This window comes from Spongiivirga sp. MCCC 1A20706, assembly GCF_046524175.1.
GTDB lineage: Bacteria > Bacteroidota > Bacteroidia > Flavobacteriales > Flavobacteriaceae > Spongiivirga.
The window spans coordinates 74429-92883 of sequence record NZ_JBEFZF010000003.1 but is presented as its reverse complement, the minus strand read 5'-3'; the positions used below and the strand labels follow the sequence as shown (position 1 = coordinate 92883).

Below are 18455 nucleotides of genomic sequence, written 5' to 3'. Positions count from 1 at the left end.
TCATGACATGCTAATGTTATAAGTTAATATAAGGGGTAAGAAACAGTTAATATTGCGATATTTTATCCTTGAATTAACTTCAATTCTAGTTTATTCATTACATCTATTAGCTTCAACACTTTCCAAGTGTTTTTTTCATGTGTAGTTTACAGCGCATTTTCTTAAAAGAATAAGCTTTTTTGTGTTTAAGGCTGGCCATAATGTGCTAAAAACAGTTTTTTGAAGAGGCTGTTTATATATCGATATTAATTCATTTTTGTTAAAATTATACTAAAAAATATTAAACAAAGCAACCTTTTTATTTATGCTGTATCAAAAGTTTGTTGAATTATTAATCAAATAAGTTAAACGAAATTTTGTTGATTGATAATTGATAATGAACAAAACATAAACCATTAAAAATTACACAGCATGAAAACACTAATTAACCAAGTAGTGAAAAAAAGTATTTGGGTGTTTGCATTTCTACTCATTTTAGGAGCTTGTAAAAATGATGACGGTCCTCTAGTTATCGAAGAAGCTTTTGAAGAAGGAGAATTTGCAGAATCACCTATTATTAGTTTCGAAGAAATCGATGAAATGACAAAGTCGGTTATCGATGGAGAGTTGAATGATGAGTCTTCAGCAAAATCTTCAGATAAAGAATCAACCAACAGGGGCGGAATTAGTATTGAAAGAAGACGATACGATTTCAACGCGACTGTTACTAGAGGTGCTGATGCAGGTACCGAGTTAAGCGGAGAACTCAATGTGAAATTTACATTGTATCACGCATCGTTTGCCATTATCAGAGGTTTTCTTGATCTAGGTAATGGTGACCGTGCTACATTAAGAGGGGCTTGGATCAGTGATGGCTTTGTCTACCTAATCATGAGATTACCAGATAATAGTCTAGTATTTGGGTATGGTGTTGCTGATGATGAAGGAGATATCCAGGGAAGATTTAGGTTTTTTACCAGAAATGGAAGGAGTGTAGGTGACTGGACTGCTGAGCTAACTAGTGTAACCACCCCTGATCAGGATTTAGTTGATATTATTGCTGCAGATGGTCGTTTTGAAACACTCGTTGCTGCGGCTACTCAAGCTGAATTAGTTGGTGCTTTAAAAGGTGAAGGACCCTTAACATTATTTGCGCCAACCGATGATGCCTTTGCCGCGTTGGATGCTATTCCAGAAGGAGAAACCTTGAAACAAGTGTTGTTATACCATGTTCTCGATGGTAAATTCCGAACGCAGAAGCTACTTAGAAAAGAGATGCTCACAACCCTTCAGGGAGAAGATATAAAAGTGACATTAAATGAAAATAATGAACTTATTATAAACGATGTTGTAAAGCTAGTACAAGCAAATATTCGGGCTAAGAACGGTATTTTACATGTTATTGAAGCGGTGTTGATTCCACCGTCACTTCAAGACTTACCTTCAATTGTTGATATCGCCACGGGAGATGAAAATTTCTCAACCTTAGTAAGCGCTTTAAGTAGTGCTGATTTGGTTGAAACACTACAAGGTGATGGGCCATTTACAGTATTCGCTCCTACAAATGCAGCCTTTGAAAAACTAGAAGCTATTCCCGAAGGAGAAGCCTTAAAGGAAGTGTTACTTTATCATGTAGCTGCCGGAAAATTAACCGCTGCTGATATTGTAGAAGCTGGTACGGTGGTCACGCTTAACGATGGTGCAGAAATAACCGTAGAAATGATTGATGATAAGGTTATTTTGAACGGTACTATTGAAGTAGCTGTGGCTAATATTATGGCATCTAATGGAATCGTACATGTGATTAATGATGTTTTAATTCCACCACTACCTTCAATTGTTGATATTGCTACCAGTGATGATAATTTCTCGACCTTAGTTGGTGCCCTTGCTAGCGCCGATTTAGTTGAAACGCTGCAAGGTGAAGGGCCATTTACGGTGTTCGCACCAACAAATGATGCTTTTGATAAATTAGATGCTATACCAGGAGGTGAAGCTTTAAAGGACATTTTACTGTATCATGTTGCGGCGGGAAAATTTGACGCTGCCACCTTACTTGCAGATGGCAAGGTGAAAACTATTCAAGGCGCCGAAATCACCGTGGAAAAAATAGGTGATGATGTCATTCTTAACGGAATGGTGAAAGTAGTGGCTGCTGATATCATGGCATCTAATGGTATTGTTCATGTAATTGACACAGTGTTAATACCGCAATTGCCTTCCATTGTTGAAATTGCTACTGGCGATGATAATTTCTCGACTTTAGTGACTGCACTGGCTAGTGCTGATTTGGTCGAAACGCTTCAGGGTGAGGGGCCATTTACAGTATTTGCACCAACAAATGATGCATTTGCTAAACTAGACGCTTTACCAGAAGGTGATGCTTTAAAAGACGTACTGCTGTACCATGTAGCAGCCGGAAAATTTGATGCAGCTACACTATTAGCGGATGGTAAGGTAACAACCATACAAGGAACGGATGTTACTGTGGAAAAGGTTGGTGACGATGTCATTTTAAACGGAATGGTAAAAGTGGTAATAGCTGATATTATGGCGTCTAATGGTATTGTACATGTAATTGATACCGTTCTTATTCCAACACTTCCATCAATAGTTGATATTGCAACTGGTGACGAGAATTTCTCAACCTTAGTATCTGCATTGTCCAGTGCCGACTTGGTTGAAACACTTCAAGGCGATGGACCGTTCACGGTGTTTGCTCCGACAAACGACGCATTTGCTAAATTAAACGCATTACCTGAAGGTGATGCTCTTAAACAAGTATTGTTATATCACGTAGCATCCGGAAAATTTGACGCGGCAACATTACTTGCTGATGGTAAAGTTACCACGATTCAAGGTGATGAGGTTACAGTAGAAAAAGTTGGGGACGATGTAATCTTAAATGGAACAGTAAAAGTGGTAGTGGCCGATATTATGGCATCTAATGGTATCGTTCATGTAATCGATACTGTATTAATTCCACCGGTACCTTCAATTGTTGATATTGTGGTTGAAAATGATGATTTCTCAACTTTAGAAGCCTTGGTAATTCAACAAGGATTAGTAGATACCTTAAATGGCGATGGTCCGTTTACGGTTTTTGCGCCTACCGATGCTGCATTTGCCATGTTAAATGAGGTGCCACAAGGACAAGATTTAACAAACGTATTATTGTACCACGTTTTATCAGGTACCTTTACATTGAATGATATTCCTGAAGGTGTTACCATGATCGCTACAGCATTAGGGGAAGAGCTTAAAATTGATCGAAATGGAAACATGATCACTTTAAATGATACAATCACAGTGACCACAACGGATATTATGGCTTCTAATGGGGTAATTCATGTGATTGATGGTGTATTGATTCCGCCAAGTTTGCAACCCCTTCCTACCATTGTAGAAATCGCTGCGGGCAATCCCGATTTTAGTACCTTGGTAAGTGCAGTACAGCAAGCCGGTTTGGTAGACGCTTTGAATGCAGAAGGACCTTTTACTGTATTTGCTCCAACAAATACTGCCTTTGCGCAACTAGACGCAATTCCTGAAGGCGATGCTTTGGCACAAGTACTACTTTATCATGTGATTGATGGTAAAATTACTTCAGACGATATTCCTCAGGGAGAAACGCTGGTGACAACAAAGCAAGGAGAACAAGTTTCTGTTGTTCGAAATGGCGATATGATCACTCTAAATGAAACCATTAGTGTTATTGTTAAGGACATTATGGCTTCTAATGGAGTAATTCACGTGATTGATGGAGTATTGATCCCGCCTAGTTTTGCAGGTAAGACGATCTTAGATCTTGCTAAAGAGACTCCAGAGTTATCAACTTTGGTAAGTGCGGTAGAATCCGCGGGTCTTGATGGCGTGTTAGATGGGGAAGGTGATTTTACCGTATTTGCTCCAACGAATGACGCTTTTGCGCAATTAGCTGAGTTACCTGAAGGTGATGCATTAGTGGAAGTTTTAAAATATCACGTTGTTGGAGAGCGGTTGTTTGCAGATGATTTAAAGCAATTACATACGGTAACGACCTTACAAGGTCAAGATGTTACTATATTTTATAATAATGGAAAAATCTACTTGAACGGTCATGTAATTCAGGTAGCTATTGCAGATATCGAAGCAACCAATGGGGTTGTTCATGTTATCACTGGCGTATTAATTCCTCCTGCCTCGCACTAAACAATCATTTAATTAGCTTAAAAGCCCCTGTCAGAAATGACAGGGGCTTTTTGTTTAAAGAAAAAATTTTCTTTTTCATTTTCCTAGACTAAGGAATATTATTCTTTAGTTTTTACAGGACAAGTACTAATACCAAATGGAGCATATAGAGGGCAAAAACTTACGAGACTTGTAAGCAAAAATATACCAGCAGCTGCTAGCAATACAATACCTAATGTTCCTGACACAGTGCCAGTAAAATATAATACTGCTGCAACGATAGCTACTAATACACGAATAACTTTATCGGTAGTTCCCATGTTTTTTTTCATCATTATAAGTTTTAGTTAAACAACAAGACAATGCCATAAATGGTACCAAAACAGATTATGCAAGCAATGAGCAGCTTTAATACTTTAAGTTTCATCATCTTTAAGGCAAAACTATAGGTTGCTGCCTTTCTATGCAGTGACTAAAGTCACTTTAAAGTACTTCAATGGTATTAGGAGATATTTTTATTAGTTCTTCAATCTCTAATTTTTTTAAAACACGACTTATCACTTCGCGAACTGTACCAAGCTCGTTTGCAATTTGTGAATGGGTAAGTTTTATTTCATTATTTGAGGTAACTCGGGCTTTTTCTTTCAAATAATCATACAGACGTTTGTCCATTTTATTGATTAAAATGTGTTCTATGCTTACCAGCAAATCTGTATAGCGGGTATTGTATTGCTGATAAAATAGATCATTGAGCTTCGGGTATTTTTTAATCCATTCATTCACTTTTTGTACAGGCAGCAATAAAAGAGTAGAATCTTCTTCTGTTATTGCATATACCTTACTTGGCTTATTGTACAAACCAGAAGAAAATGACATTACACAACTTTCTTTTGGTTGAATATAATATAAGAGTAGTTCACGTTCTTCAAAGCGAGACATCACTTTTACTAAACCATCAATCACGAAAGGTATGACCTTTATATATTGATCCTTTCTAAGGATTTCTGTAGACTTTGGTACTTCTTGAATACTTCCCTCTTCTAAAATCTCATCAACTAGTGGTTGACCCAAAAAGGCAATTTTATCTTTGATATTTTTCATATGATGCCGCTAAAGCTAATTAGTTTATCCAGTAATTCAAAAATGTAACTGTACTATAAGTCCAATTAAAATTAATCTCCTTTCAAAAAATACAGCTCATACGTCAGAATTAAATATCTTTGCGCTCAATTTAAAAACAAGAACATGCAAGAAGGTTTATATGCTAAATTCAATACCAATAAAGGTGAGATTTTAGTAAATCTAGAGTTTGAAAAAACACCTGGAACTGTAGGTAATTTTGTTGGCCTGGCTGAGGGTAATTTAGAAAACGATGTAAAACCACAAGGTACACCTTACTATGATGGTTTAAAGTTTCATCGGGTGATTCCAGATTTTATGATTCAAGGAGGCTGTCCACAAGGTAGTGGTGTAGGTGGACCCGGTTATCAGTTTGATGACGAAATTCACCCAGATTTAAATCATACTGGCCCAGGAGTACTTTCAATGGCAAATGCAGGACCAGGAACTAATGGTAGTCAGTTTTTTATTACTCATGTGGCCACTGATTGGTTAGATGGTAAACATACTGTTTTTGGTAACGTTGTCGAAGGACAGTCAGTTGTTGATGCTGTCGCACAAGGTGACAGTATAGAGAGTATAGAAATTGTTCGAGTAGGGGCAGCTGCTGAAGCGTTTAATGCTGTTGAAGCATTTAGAACGTTTGAAGGTGCACGTGAGGCTCGTTTAGCTGCTGAACTAGAAGCACAAAATGAAGCTTTGGAAAAGCTTTCGGCAGGGTTTAACGTAACTGATAGCGGTTTACGATACCAGATCATTCAAAAAGGAGATTCAGGAATCAAAGCAGAAAAAGGAAAAACAGTATCGGTACATTATAAAGGTCAATTAGATGATGGTACAGTATTCGATTCTTCATTTAAAAGAAATCAACCTATTGATTTTGCCTTGGGAGTAGGTCAGGTTATTCCCGGTTGGGACGAAGGTATTGCTTTGTTAGAAGTAGGCGATAAAGCACGATTGGTAATACCCAGTCATTTAGGATATGGAGCTCGTGGTGCTGGCGGGGTGATTCCACCTAATGCTAACCTCGTTTTCGATGTGGAGCTTGTAAATGTAAAGTAAATATCAATTTCATATAAAGAACCAAGAAGGTAAGACGTTGTTCTTATTTTCTTGGTTTCTTTTTTCCATCCTTTCTCATTTCAATATCTAATTACTAAGCAGTATCTTTAATCGCACAAACCTATATCAAGTGCGATTTATTAAAAAACTACTTCGCTTTCTTTTAGTTTTAGTGGTCATTGTTGTAACTATTTATGCGATTGGGCCACGTGTTGAAAAGCCAAATCTTGATACAGGCATTCCACAAGTTACTTCGAATCTAGCTGAATTAGAAAATGAAATCCTTGTTAAGGAAAAATCAAACCCTAAAATAAAGGAAGGTAATAGCTCTAGGTTTGTTTGGTTTGACTCAGTTCCAAGAAAAACTACATACAGTGTCTTATATCTCCACGGATGGTCAGCTAGTCATGAAGAAGGTGCACCTTTGCATCGTCTTATAGCAAAGAGATACGGAGCAAATTTATATTTACCAAGACTAGCTGGGCATGGCATTGCCGAGAACGAACCGATGTTGAATTTAACAGCAACCGATTATCTGAATAGTGCTAAAGAAGCACTGGCAGTAGCTAAAACAATTGGAGAAAAGGTAATTGTCATCGGAACTTCTACAGGGGGTACCTTGGGACTTTGGTTGGCTAGTTTTGATGAAACAATTGAAATCTTACTTTTATATTCACCCAACGTTGCTATTTATGACAGCACATCAAAATTACTCTCTGGCCCTTGGGGAACGGAGTTGGTAAGACTAGTTCAAGGAGGGGATTATTTTTCGTTTAAAGCAGATTCTATCAAGCAGCAATATTGGACCACAAAATATCGGATTGAAGCCTTGCCACATTTACAAGTGTTGATTGATCAGACAATGACAGAAGCCACATTTAAAAAGGTAAAGCAGCCCGTTTTTATGGGATATTATTTTAGAGATGAAGAAAATCAAGACAAGGTGGTATCGGTCCCAGACATGCTGTCTATGTTTGAGCGGCTGGGGACATCTGAAAATTTAAAAAGAAAAAAGGCTTTTCCTGATGTAGACGATCATGTCATGACCTCGCATATTACCAGTAAGGATTTTGATAGCTTTAAAAAAGAAACTTTTAGTTATTTAGAAACGGTTTTGAACCTACAACCTGTTAAAGAAGAAATAATAAAAAACCAATGAAAAAAATTAGCATTTTATTGGCTATTGCTATGCTAATAGCCTCTTGTAAAAAGGAAATAAAACCCAAAGAACCAGCCGTAGTTTGGGAAGCATTTGATGAAGCCGAAGTATTGGCTAATCAGCAGGAGCATGATAACGAGCGAATGCGTTATAAACTTATCAATTCAGTCATTACTGATAAAAATACGATTTGGGCTCCTTTTGCTGACGATTTAGCCTATGTAACTAAGGCAGATTATGAGGCGCTAAAGCCATTGATTCTTGAAAAATCAATTCCTGAAATTAATCTATCGATTAAAGAAGGAAAGCTAACATACGAGCAGCTTACACAGTTCTATCTCTATCGAATTAGGGCGTTTGAAAGCGATAATGATCTTTCTTTAAACGCGGTTATTTCTTTAAACCCGAAAGCACTTGATTTTGCTCGTGACCTTGACCTTGCTTTTGATGCAACGAAAATTGATTTGTACAGCGTTAAAGGCATGCCAATTCTGATTAAGGATAATATTGGTCTTGAAGGCACTGCAACAACCGCAGGAGCAGTTGCTCTAAAAGACAATATGGCCGATGATGCTTTTATCACAAAGCGTTTAAAAGAAAGCGGGGCCATCATTTTAGGAAAAGCTAATTTAAGTGAGTGGGCCTATTTCTTTTGCAGTGGTTGTCCGCTTGGCTATAGTGCTTTGGGTGGACAAACGATGAACCCTTACGGACGAATGAAATTTGAAAGCGGTGGCTCTAGTTCTGGTAGTGGGGTAGCAGCAGCTGCTAATTATGCTGTGGCTACTGTTGGAACTGAAACAAGTGGTTCTATTCTATCTCCGTCAAGTAAAAACAGCGTTGTAGGGTTAAAACCGACTATTGGTAAACTTAGCCGTGGCGGAATCGTACCGATTTCAAGCACGCTTGATACACCTGGACCTATGACCAAAAATGTGATCGATAATGCAATTTTGTTAAATGCCATGTTGGGTAAAGACAAAGCAGACGCTATAACGGTTGCTTCTCTGCCGACCGATATTCTAAGCATTGAGAGAGGAAATTTACAAGGCAAACGGTTTGGAGTAATAAAAGCTTTAAAAGAAGATTCATTGTACATTACTGCACTAAAAAAGATAGAAAGTGCTGGTGCTGAACTTATCGAATTTGATCCTGGAAATCCAGGGTTAACTGGTTTTATTACGCTTTTAAATATGGACATGAAAGTTGATATGCCGTATTATTTAGCTGATTATGCTAATGATCAAATATCGTTTAAATCGATCGCTGATTTAGTTACGTTCAATCAACAAGATTCATTAGTAAGGGCTCCCTATGGTCAACAATTGTTTGAGGGAATTGTTGCGGATACCACTACCATGGAACAGTTGAATGAAATAAAGTCGAATTTGGAAAATGTAGGGAGGAATTTTTTTAATAGTGCACTTGATTCGTTGAAAGTAGATGCAGTGCTATCAATAAATAATTATCACGCAGGATATGCTGCGGTAGCCAAATATCCGGCTTTAACGGTACCAATGGGTTATACTGATGATGGAGAGCCGATAAGTCTTACCTTCGTCGCAAAACCATTTGAAGAAGAAAAGTTACTGCAACTTGGCAGGGCCTACGAAAAAATAAGTAAGGAGCGTAAGGCCCCAAAAAACTATCAATAAATGAAGAATATGCAAGGGGCTATTGTGATGATCACACGTATCGTGGCATACTACTGCCTTTTTTATGGTCTAGTAAAAGTAAGTGCAATATTTAGAGGTGCCTGGGCGATACCAAATGGAATAATTGCCGCTGCCTTATTAGTTTTAGGGGGTATCGCTTTCTACTTAATACGAAAGAAACTGTTTAGTGGTGTGTTTGTTGTTGTAGCAATTATCTTAATTTCTGCATTGCGATTTTATGAAACACGTTTGGTACATTTAATACAGTCATGGGTAAGCTAGAAAACAACATATTTTTTATTTTATTGCTCTCAGCAATTTCCACAACTGCACAAATCACGCATCCTAAATTAAGCCCGTTTTCAACCATTAAACAAGATATCGGTTTGGTCAAGATTACAGTTGAGTATTCTAGACCTAGCGCTAGAGGTCGTAAAATAATAGGAGATTTGGTCCCTTATGATCGTATTTGGAGGGTAGGTGCAAATGAGTCAACTAAATTTACCACTTCACATAGTATAAAAATAGGGGAGTATGTATTAGAAAAAGGAACGTACGCCTTGTACACAATACCGCATAAGGATAGGTGGGAGGTTATATTTCATAAAAACACAACCCATTGGGGCGATGGTCGAAATGATTACAAAGCAGACGAAGATGTTTTTAGGCTAAATATTCAGCCAGAAAAAGTTAATGACTGGCAAGAAACTTTTTTAATTGCCTTTAACCATATCGATCATAATAGTGCTGTGATGGACTGGATTTGGGAACATACCAAAATTAGCATTCCAATTGAAGTTGATACCCATAGGATGATGCTCACTCAAATAGACACGGAGTTGAAGTCCAATCCAACTGCGATGAGCTATTATCAGGCGGCACGATATTTTCAGGAGCAAGATGTAAATGGAACAAAAGCCTTAAAACTGTTAGCGAAGGCAGAAAAGAAAGGCGGAAAAACCTATTATATTCATCGAATACGCTCTTTACTTTTGGCAAAAAACGGTCAATATAAGTCGGCTATAAAAGAAGCTCAAGCCTCACTTAGAATTGCTGATTCATTAGGGAAGGATGAGTTTGTAAGAATGAATCTAAAGAATATTGAATTTTGGAGTCGCCAAGGCAACAAAAAACCCTAATTTTGCACACCTTTTAAAAAGACAGGTATGCGCGCTAAATCTTTAAAAAACAATAAAATAAATGTAGTGACACTTGGTTGTAGCAAAAATGTCTACGACAGCGAGGTGTTAATGGGACAACTTCGTGCTAATAATAAAGAGGTCGTGCATGAAGAAGAAGGTAATATTGTAGTGATCAATACCTGTGGATTTATTAATAACGCTAAGGAAGAGAGTGTAAATACCATATTAGAGTATGTTGCTAAAAAGGAAGAGGGTGCGGTGGATAAGGTATTTGTTACGGGCTGCTTAAGCGAGCGTTATAAGCCAGATCTTGAAGAAGAAATTCCGGATGTTGATCAGTATTTTGGTACGACAGACCTGCCTCAGCTATTAAAGGCGCTTGGTGCTGATTACAAACATGAACTTATTGGGGAGCGTTTGACTACTACACCAAAGAATTACGCATACCTTAAAATAGCCGAAGGCTGTGACAGACCTTGTAGTTTTTGTGCAATACCAATTATGAGAGGTAAACATCGTTCAACCCCTATTGAAGATTTGGTATTGGAAGCTGAGAAGTTAGCAGCAAATGGTGTTAAGGAGCTCATTTTGATCGCTCAAGATCTTACTTATTACGGACTTGATTTGTATAAGAAACGGAATTTGGCCGAATTGTTATTAGCTTTAGTAAAAGTAAACGGAATTGAGTGGATTCGATTACACTATGCTTTTCCAACCGGTTTTCCTGTTGATGTTTTAGATGTGATAAAAAATGAACCGAAGGTTTGTAATTACATTGATATTCCTTTACAGCATATTGCAGACCCTATTTTAAAAAGTATGCGTCGCGGTACAACCAAAGCTAAGACTACTAAATTACTACAACAGTTTAAAGAGAAAGTACCGGGAATGGCAATTCGAACCACATTGATTGTGGGGTATCCTGGAGAAACCGAAGAAGATTTTCAAACATTGAAAAATTGGGTAGCCGAAATGAGGTTTGATCGCTTAGGCTGTTTTACTTACAGTCATGAGGAAAATACACATGCTTATAATCTGGAAGATGATGTTCCTGAAGACGTAAAGCAGAATCGTGCCAACCAAATTATGGAAATTCAGAGTCAGATATCATGGGAGTTGAATCAGGAAAAAATTGGAAAAACTTTTAACTGTATTATCGATCGAAAAGAAGGAAACCATTTTGTAGGAAGAACCGAATTTGACTCACCTGATGTTGACAATGAAGTACTGATCGACGCGTCTAAACACTACTTAAAAATCGGAGATTTTGCAATGATCAAGGTTATTGAAGCTACTGATTTTGACCTAATAGGGAAGCCTATCCGCAAATGATTAGGAAAAGTAGTTGCTAATTGTTTCTTCCAATTTCTCTCGCGTTAGTGGTTTTTTCATAAATATTTTGACATCATTATACTTCTCGGCCCTTTTTTCGTCATCAATATTTAAACTAGTGGTTAACATGGCAACGACGATTTTTGCTTTCTTATGTTCTGGTAATTTTCCATACTCTTCTAAAAAATCCCAGCCGCTCTTTCCAGGCATATTAATATCCAAAAAGATTAAGTTGGGGCGAGGTGCATTGTTTTCTGAATGGTTAATATAAGAAAGTGCATCATTAGCGTTTTCCTTTATTTGCACACTAACATCAATTTCTGCTTTATTAATGACACGTTGGTTTACAAAGTTTGTGATTTTATCGTCGTCTACCAGTAAAATGCAGTTGAGTCCGTCTACTGTCTTTTTCATTTGATCAAATTTCTTATGTTATTTCAAAATGTTTATTGATGGTAAAATGGAATTCGCTGCCTTGACCATATTCGGATTCTGCCCATATTTTTCCATCATGTAGTTCTACTATTTTTTTGCAGTGGGATAGTCCTATTCCCATACCTTCATATTGCTCGTTTTTATGTAGCCTTTGAAAGATTACAAATATCTTTTCTTTAAATTGTTCCTCGATACCAATTCCATTATCTTTTACGGTAAACTGATATCCCTCCTTATTTTTTTTTGAATGAATATTAATTTGAGGGCTAATATCTGGTTTTCTAAACTTAAGTGCATTACTAATTAGATTTTGAAATAATAGCCTAACTTCGGTCTCGTAGATTATCATAGTTGGCATTTCTCCTATTTCAATGGATGCTTTAGTTTCTTTTATTCGCTGACCTAAATCACTTACTACTGATTCTAACAATAAACCAACGTCAACATTTTCCGGCCTATTTTTTTGACCGAGTCGACTATAATCTAAAAGCGATTTAATCAAATCACGCATTCTATTTGCAGAATTCTTCAAGAACTCTAAGCTCATTTGCCCAGTATCGTCTAATTTGTCGCCGTAATCTTCGATTAATATTTCGGCTAGGCTGCCTATTGAACGAACAGGTTCTTGCAAATCGTGAGAGGCAATGTATGTAAATTGTTCTAACTCTTTGTTCTTAGTCTCTAGCTTATGCGTGTATTTTTGTCTTTCTTCTTCAATCTTTTTTCTATTGGTAATATCAATTATAGATGCCGATACCATTTTTCCATTTGCAGTATCAATAGGGTTTAAACCTATTTCTATCGGAAACTCACTCCCGTCTTTTCTCAGACCATATAGTTCTCTGCCTTCCCCCATTATACGAGCGCTTGGCTTTTTTAAATAGGTATTTCTAGTATCGACATGTTGTTTGGCGTACCGCTGCGGAATTAATAATTCAATTTTTTGCCCAATAATCTCCTCTTGAGTATACCCAAAAAGAGCTTGCGTTTGCTTATTGGCAAGTTGTATGGTTCCAATATCATTTACCATTATCATAGCGGTGGGGGCAGCTTCAAAAACTAACCGCAACTGTTCACTAGCTTTTTTTCGCTCAGTAATATCGATGATACCAGCTAAAACCAATGTGCCATCTATAGTTGCAATGGGATTTAGACCTATTTCTACGGGAAAAACACTACCGTCTTTTTTACACGCATAAAGCTCTCTGCCTTCCCCCATTACTCTAGCTTGCGGATTTAGAAAGAACAAATTCACAAAGCCTAGATGCTTTTTCTTAGCGGTTTGTGGTAAGAGCATTTCCAAATCGTTACCAATTAGCTCGGTTCTATGATACATGAAAAGGCTTTCAGCTTGGGTATTCACATACGCTATTTTACCATATTTATTTACTAAAATAAGTGCACTTGGTGCGGCATCGACCATTAATTGAAACGTGAGTTCATTATGCTTTGTTAAACTTTGAGAATCGCTCATGTAATTTGTAGAAATCTATATAGGGCTTTTAAGTGTTTAATTGTTGATTTATAGGTGGTTATATTAAAGATATGAATATTTTTTATAATTCAAATATTCTTGGGGTGTAATGAGGCATTTAATCAAAAGTTTTGTCAGTGGGTCAATAAGAACAGTTAAAAAAGCGTAAAAAAAAGCCTGACATCTCCTATCAGGCTTTCAAGTATAATTTAAAGAAATGAACTAGCTATTGTTCGTGCGTTTTAGCTGGCGCTGTATTTTCTTGATGGCTGATTCTATTGATTTTTCTGGTTCGATGACATTATACTCTCCCCAGAAAGATGGATCCGAAAAGCCTGAAGCTTCGTCACCTATGATCACTGTAGGCCGTAAACGTTCTTTTGGTTTTAAATATTTGTTTTCAGTATTTGTTTGCCAATCAGTGACTGCCATTTCACATGAAAGCTTGTATCTTGAATTAAATAATTTTCTTTTCCAATTCACCTTAAATTCTAACTGTACATTCCCGTATCCATAATGCCATTTCCCATTTTTATTTCTATAATCAACACGATAAGAAGCTTCAGTAGGAGTAACGGTAACATTTCGTGGTTTTTTCTTTACGAAGGCGGCAGAAGCTAATTTCTCATTTTCTAAATTCAAATGATAGATAGCACTAGTCAATACAAAATTATCTGGATTGATATATAAAGTACCGTAGTAAAGAGGTTCGTTTAATGTTTCAAGCTGCTTGAAGTTCACTACATATACTGGTTGATTATTAATAGACGTAGTTTGACCGAAAGAAAATGTATAGTAGTCTAACATATCTTCGGTAAATACATATTCAGGATACTTCATAATATCCAAATATAGCGTACTAAAGGGACCACCTTGTAGTTTGAGAGCAACTGTATCTAACTTTTTATAGTTGGTACTTTTTCTAGCTTTATAAAGTTGTACAGCATCTTTTCGAGAATAGGTATATGGCTGTTTGTAAATGTTAACCACCGCTTCGGATAACGAAACATTGGTTCGCCTTTTTTTAATAGTTTCACGGTAGAAAGCTGTCATTACGGTTGGATCATTTACATAATTAGACCCTCTATTTTGTAGTGTTTTACGCACTAATGACTTCGCATCTTTTGGTACTGAAATATTTACTTCAGTAAGTTCTGTAACCGATGTATTTAGTGCAATTTTGTTTCCATCTTCTTTCAAATCTTCAATATTCACCACTTTGGTTTCAAAACCTAAAAAAGAAACTGTGATTTTACCCGATGTTAAGGTTTTAGGAATTTTCAATAAAAATTCACCTTCACTATTAGTTATTGTACTAATATTTGTGCCATTTACTGTAAGCGATGCAAATACTAAGGGATCTTTATTGCTGCTATTTACAACTGTTCCCTTGTATTGATTAAAGGCGACAGTAGCTGCAATTTGAACAGGCTCCTGAGCGAAGATATTTTGATTAATTCCTAGGCATAAACACAACAGTATCAGTAAGCCCGATAGTTGTTTTACGTTTGGTTTTTTGGTATACATAATTCGTTAATTTTATAATTTCAAATGACATACTATCAACTATGTAAGTTAATTATTTAATAAATGTTGTCCAACTTTGCGATGTTAAAAGCTGTTAATCAATTTAATAAATATGTTAGTTTTTGATAATGGATTTCCTGAATATGTATTTTTAAACACGACGATTGTCAAAACAAAAGATGCAAAAATTTCTGTTTTTGATCGGGGTTTTAATTTTGGTGATGGTGTCTATGAAGGACTACTTATTGTTGATGGTGTCATTCTTTTCGAAGGTGCCCATTGGAAACGTTTAAAAAATAGTTTAGATGCCTTGGGTATTAACATGAGTATCGCTCATTTAAAAAAATGTATTACTTCGTACTTAGCTCATCAAGCAGTTGCGAGCAAAAATGCATTTTTATATGTTCAAATAAGTAGGGGGGTAGCAATGAGAGGTCATGGCTATTCGGATACTATTCAACCAACGATCTTTATGTATTCAATACCTAAGGAAATTCCCACAGTAAATGATAATACTTACAATACCGTACTAACTAAAGATGAACGTTGGCATCGATGTGATATTAAAATGACATCCTTGTTGGGCAATGTTATGGCTAAAAACAAAGCATTAAAAGCTGGATGCTATGAAGTAATTCTTCATCGAAATGGAATGATTACAGAGGGATCACACTGCAACATCTTTTTTGTAAAAAATGAAGTGGTTTATACGCACCCCGCTGATAACTATATTTTGAATGGAATAACCAGATTAAAAACAATAGAGCTTTGTGAAGCATTAGGAATACCGTATGTTGAAAAAGCTGTTGAAGTCGACACAGTATCAACAATGGATGCCGCCTTTTTGGTAGGCACTTCTACACAAATAGCACAAATTGGTAAGATTGACGAGATAGTATTCAAAAACAGTGCTGGAACAAAGATCATAAATAAATTGCAAGAGGCTTATGCTAGTTTAAAATCGGATTATATTAATGAAAGCATAAAATAAAAATCCCGAGTATTAATACCCAGGATTTTTATTTTATATAACTAAGTTTTCGATTGTCAATACTGCTATCCAATTACATACCGAAAGCCACTTTAGTGAAAAATACCATCATTGGTAATACTAGTGCTACAGTAAGCAGCGTACTAATTACACTACCGTTAGTATCTTCATTCTTTTGAACATTCATTACAAGTGACTCCATTTTATCTTGATTAAAGATCATGTAAGAAGCTACGTGTAAAGTAGGTTGTAACAAAAGCAAAGCAATTCTGTAAGGTAAACTCAATTCGATTCCCATCATTTCAACCATTTGGTAAGCATAAAAGAAAATGGTTACTGAAAAAATAAAAGAAGTTTGAGCGTGCAGGTTAAAAGTTTTAATTCCGGCGTAGTTAAAGTATTGGTGAACTTTAGCGTAAAAAAGGATAGCAGGGTTATTCATGTCTTTTTGTTTAGGTGATTAAGTAAGATGTTGTTGCAATTATTAAACACCTACCTTTTAAAAAACCCTACCCTTTTTGAAAAAAAATATTTCAAATTAAACTTAACTATTTGATTTTCAATACTAAATTGTTTTGTGTAAATCTATATTCAATTAGATAAAACTAAAAAACCACCTAAAAGTTAGGTGGTTTTTGACCAATTGTTAGGGTAGGTTTAGGTAGAATTCCGTAACAAAAAGGATTGGGGCTGTTTAGTTAGCTGTTAAATACTGTAATGGTAAAGAAAACCACCATAGGTAATATTGCGGCAATAGTAAGTAGACTACTTATTACATTCGTTTGAGTATTTTCTTTTTCGGTAATCCTACGTAATTCGTTGCTTCTTTTTTCATTTTTGAAATGGTAGTATGCTATCATTTGAAGAATAGGACAAGTAGCCAGTGTTATCACTTTAAAAAAATCAGAAGCTGCTATCGGAAAGGATCCAATTATCACCATAAAGTAAAAATAAAAAGTTGCTGCAAATACAAAAGAAGCTTGTACATGTACATTAACCGTCTTTATTCCTGCATAGGTAAAGTACTGTAGTAGTTTCGCATAAAATAGGTGAATTGGGTTCATTGTAGGTGTTTTAGGTTATGTAAATTTGGGAGCACTAATATATATTTACATCGATAATTGGGCAAAATATATCGATAAAATGCAATTGTTTTAACATATGTTAACAATTAAGTTCTTGATAACCCAATTTTCCGTTAAGATAATTTTCTTCTAGGTAATAGTGTAGTTTAGCTTTTAATGCATTCTAATACTGCCAAATCTCCATTTGATATAGTAGTAAAGAATAAGTATTTTGAACCTCCATCTTTAATGTTTAGTATTTTCTTTAGAGCAATGGGAGACTCCGGGAAGTTGCGACAACTTATATTTGCTTTTGTTCCTTTAAAAATGGACTTTAACTTTTTCTTGCTATAATCAAAAACCTTCTGAACTTTAAAAATGCGACCTGGGAAATTAATTTGATCTACTGACGTATAAAGATGCGAGTGCTGGTGCAGTTTTTTGAGCTGATATTGACTGGCCACTTCATTAAAGGCACCAGACTTTAAAATAGCTGGATTCGGTTCGTACAGATAATTTTCGGGTATGGAATATTGCACTTCGGCATTCTTTAAAGGATAGGTAGTTTTAAATGATTCTTGCTCAGTATCTAGATTAATTGCTGTAACAGCTATATCGTTCGCTTCTTTTTTACCGATCACCCATAACAATTCTTTGACTTCATTTTTTAGCGCCACTATATGTATCTCTTTTACATGAACAAGCTCCTTTAATCCAACGCTTATATCAAGTAGTGGTGAAGTTTTAATAAGCACATTGTCTGTCTTTTTAAGCAATAACTCAATATGTTTTGGAACATTGGGAGTGCAATCGGAAAGAAAAAAAACTTTACGTTTTGTAGTGTCACGCCTTCCAGGATCAACATAAATCCAATCAAAATGCAAATTAGTATCCTGCAAAAACTGTATTCCATCTTGCGCTATACAACTAATGTTGTTTACACCTAATTGTTTGAAATTATGCCCTGCAATTTCAGATAGCTGCAATTGCTGCTCGCAATGAGTGACCCGAGTTACTTTTTTAGAGAAATAAAAACAATCAACCCCAAATCCGCCAGTGATATCAATTATTGATTCTCCCTTAATTAAATTTGCCTTGTATTTTGCTGTTCGTTCTGAAGAGGCTTGCTCAATAGAAATTGGTGGAGGGTAATAAATAGTGTTTTCTGCATACCATGAAGGTAGTTTTTTACTCGCCTTCTTTCTTGAGACCAGTTGTTCAATAAGCTCCTTATTGGTAACATTGAGAAAGACTGCTTTTTTAAAAGCAAGCGGTAACGGATCTTTTAATCCATAATCGACTAAAAAATCTTGAACTGCTTTATGTAAAATATGTTCGTTCAATAG

General features: G+C 36.1%; 16 protein-coding genes. 8 read left to right on the top strand and 8 right to left on the bottom strand.

The features are described from left to right. Positions 1–411: 411 nt before the first annotated feature. Positions 412–4170 (top strand): fasciclin domain-containing protein, encoded by a 3759-nt coding sequence (locus tag ABN763_RS08285; protein ID WP_410484986.1) that lies wholly within the window; start codon positions 412–414, stop codon positions 4168–4170. Positions 4171–4268: 98 nt separating this feature from the next. Here the strand turns inward: ABN763_RS08285 and ABN763_RS08280 are convergent, their stop codons facing one another. Together ABN763_RS08280 and ABN763_RS08275 are read right to left on the bottom strand one after the other, a co-directional pair. Next, entirely contained in the window at positions 4269–4481 is a 213-nt protein-coding gene (locus ABN763_RS08280; protein WP_410484985.1) for a DUF2892 domain-containing protein, read from the bottom strand. A 151-nt stretch (positions 4482–4632) separates the two neighbouring features. Further along, positions 4633–5250, bottom strand: coding sequence for a Crp/Fnr family transcriptional regulator (locus ABN763_RS08275; protein WP_410484984.1), 618 nt, complete (start codon positions 5248–5250; stop codon positions 4633–4635). A gap of 144 nt (positions 5251–5394) precedes the next feature. Here ABN763_RS08275 and ABN763_RS08270 point away from each other — a divergent pair, with 144 nt between their 5' ends. The 6 genes from ABN763_RS08270 to rimO all read left to right on the top strand — a co-directional run bounded on the left by ABN763_RS08270 (position 5395) and on the right by rimO (position 11618). Next, positions 5395–6330, top strand: coding sequence for a peptidylprolyl isomerase (locus ABN763_RS08270; protein ID WP_410484983.1), 936 nt, complete (start codon positions 5395–5397; stop codon positions 6328–6330). Positions 6331–6460: 130 nt separating this feature from the next. Then, the gene (locus tag ABN763_RS08265) at positions 6461–7489 is read left to right on the top strand and encodes an alpha/beta hydrolase (protein WP_410484982.1); all 1029 of its coding nucleotides are present in this window, start codon (positions 6461–6463) and stop codon (positions 7487–7489) included. Continuing rightward, a complete protein-coding gene (locus tag ABN763_RS08260) occupies positions 7486–9144 on the top strand; it encodes an amidase family protein (protein WP_410484981.1) in 1659 nt (552 codons plus the stop codon). Before ABN763_RS08265 ends, ABN763_RS08260 begins: the two co-directional genes overlap by 4 nt. After that, the gene (locus ABN763_RS08255; protein ID WP_410484980.1) at positions 9145–9426 is read left to right on the top strand and encodes a hypothetical protein; all 282 of its coding nucleotides are present in this window, start codon (positions 9145–9147) and stop codon (positions 9424–9426) included. Beyond that, positions 9414–10283 (top strand): DUF2911 domain-containing protein, encoded by an 870-nt coding sequence (locus ABN763_RS08250; RefSeq protein WP_410484979.1) that lies wholly within the window; start codon positions 9414–9416, stop codon positions 10281–10283. The genes ABN763_RS08255 and ABN763_RS08250 overlap by 13 nt, the downstream gene beginning before the upstream one ends. Positions 10284–10310: 27 nt before the next feature. Continuing rightward, positions 10311–11618: a 30S ribosomal protein S12 methylthiotransferase RimO gene (rimO, locus tag ABN763_RS08245; RefSeq protein WP_410484978.1), complete on the top strand. Its 1308-nt coding sequence runs from the start codon at positions 10311–10313 to the stop codon at positions 11616–11618. Here rimO and ABN763_RS08240 read toward each other — a convergent pair whose 3' ends face one another. The 3 genes from ABN763_RS08240 to ABN763_RS08230 all read right to left on the bottom strand — a co-directional run bounded on the left by ABN763_RS08240 (position 11619) and on the right by ABN763_RS08230 (position 15054). Next, positions 11619–12032 (bottom strand): response regulator, encoded by a 414-nt coding sequence (locus tag ABN763_RS08240; protein WP_410484977.1) that lies wholly within the window; start codon positions 12030–12032, stop codon positions 11619–11621. Between the two features lie 13 nt (positions 12033–12045). Next, positions 12046–13527 (bottom strand): PAS domain S-box protein, encoded by a 1482-nt coding sequence (locus tag ABN763_RS08235; protein WP_410484976.1) that lies wholly within the window; start codon positions 13525–13527, stop codon positions 12046–12048. Positions 13528–13749: 222 nt separating this feature from the next. Further along, positions 13750–15054 (bottom strand): carboxypeptidase-like regulatory domain-containing protein, encoded by a 1305-nt coding sequence (locus ABN763_RS08230; RefSeq protein WP_410484975.1) that lies wholly within the window; start codon positions 15052–15054, stop codon positions 13750–13752. 112 nt (positions 15055–15166) lie between these two features. Between ABN763_RS08230 and ABN763_RS08225 the strand changes: the two genes are divergently transcribed. Beyond that, positions 15167–16045, top strand: coding sequence for an aminotransferase class IV (locus ABN763_RS08225; protein ID WP_410484974.1), 879 nt, complete (start codon positions 15167–15169; stop codon positions 16043–16045). Positions 16046–16118: 73 nt separating this feature from the next. Here ABN763_RS08225 and ABN763_RS08220 read toward each other — a convergent pair whose 3' ends face one another. The 3 genes from ABN763_RS08220 to ABN763_RS08210 form a co-directional block, all read right to left on the bottom strand. After that, positions 16119–16487, bottom strand: a complete 369-nt coding sequence (locus ABN763_RS08220; protein ID WP_410484973.1) for a hypothetical protein — start codon at positions 16485–16487, stop codon at positions 16119–16121. Positions 16488–16743: 256 nt separating this feature from the next. Next, a complete protein-coding gene (locus tag ABN763_RS08215; protein WP_410484972.1) occupies positions 16744–17109 on the bottom strand; it encodes a hypothetical protein in 366 nt (121 codons plus the stop codon). Between the two features lie 167 nt (positions 17110–17276). Further along, the gene (locus ABN763_RS08210; RefSeq protein ID WP_410484971.1) at positions 17277–18452 is read right to left on the bottom strand and encodes a THUMP-like domain-containing protein; all 1176 of its coding nucleotides are present in this window, start codon (positions 18450–18452) and stop codon (positions 17277–17279) included. Positions 18453–18455: the final 3 nt, after the last annotated feature.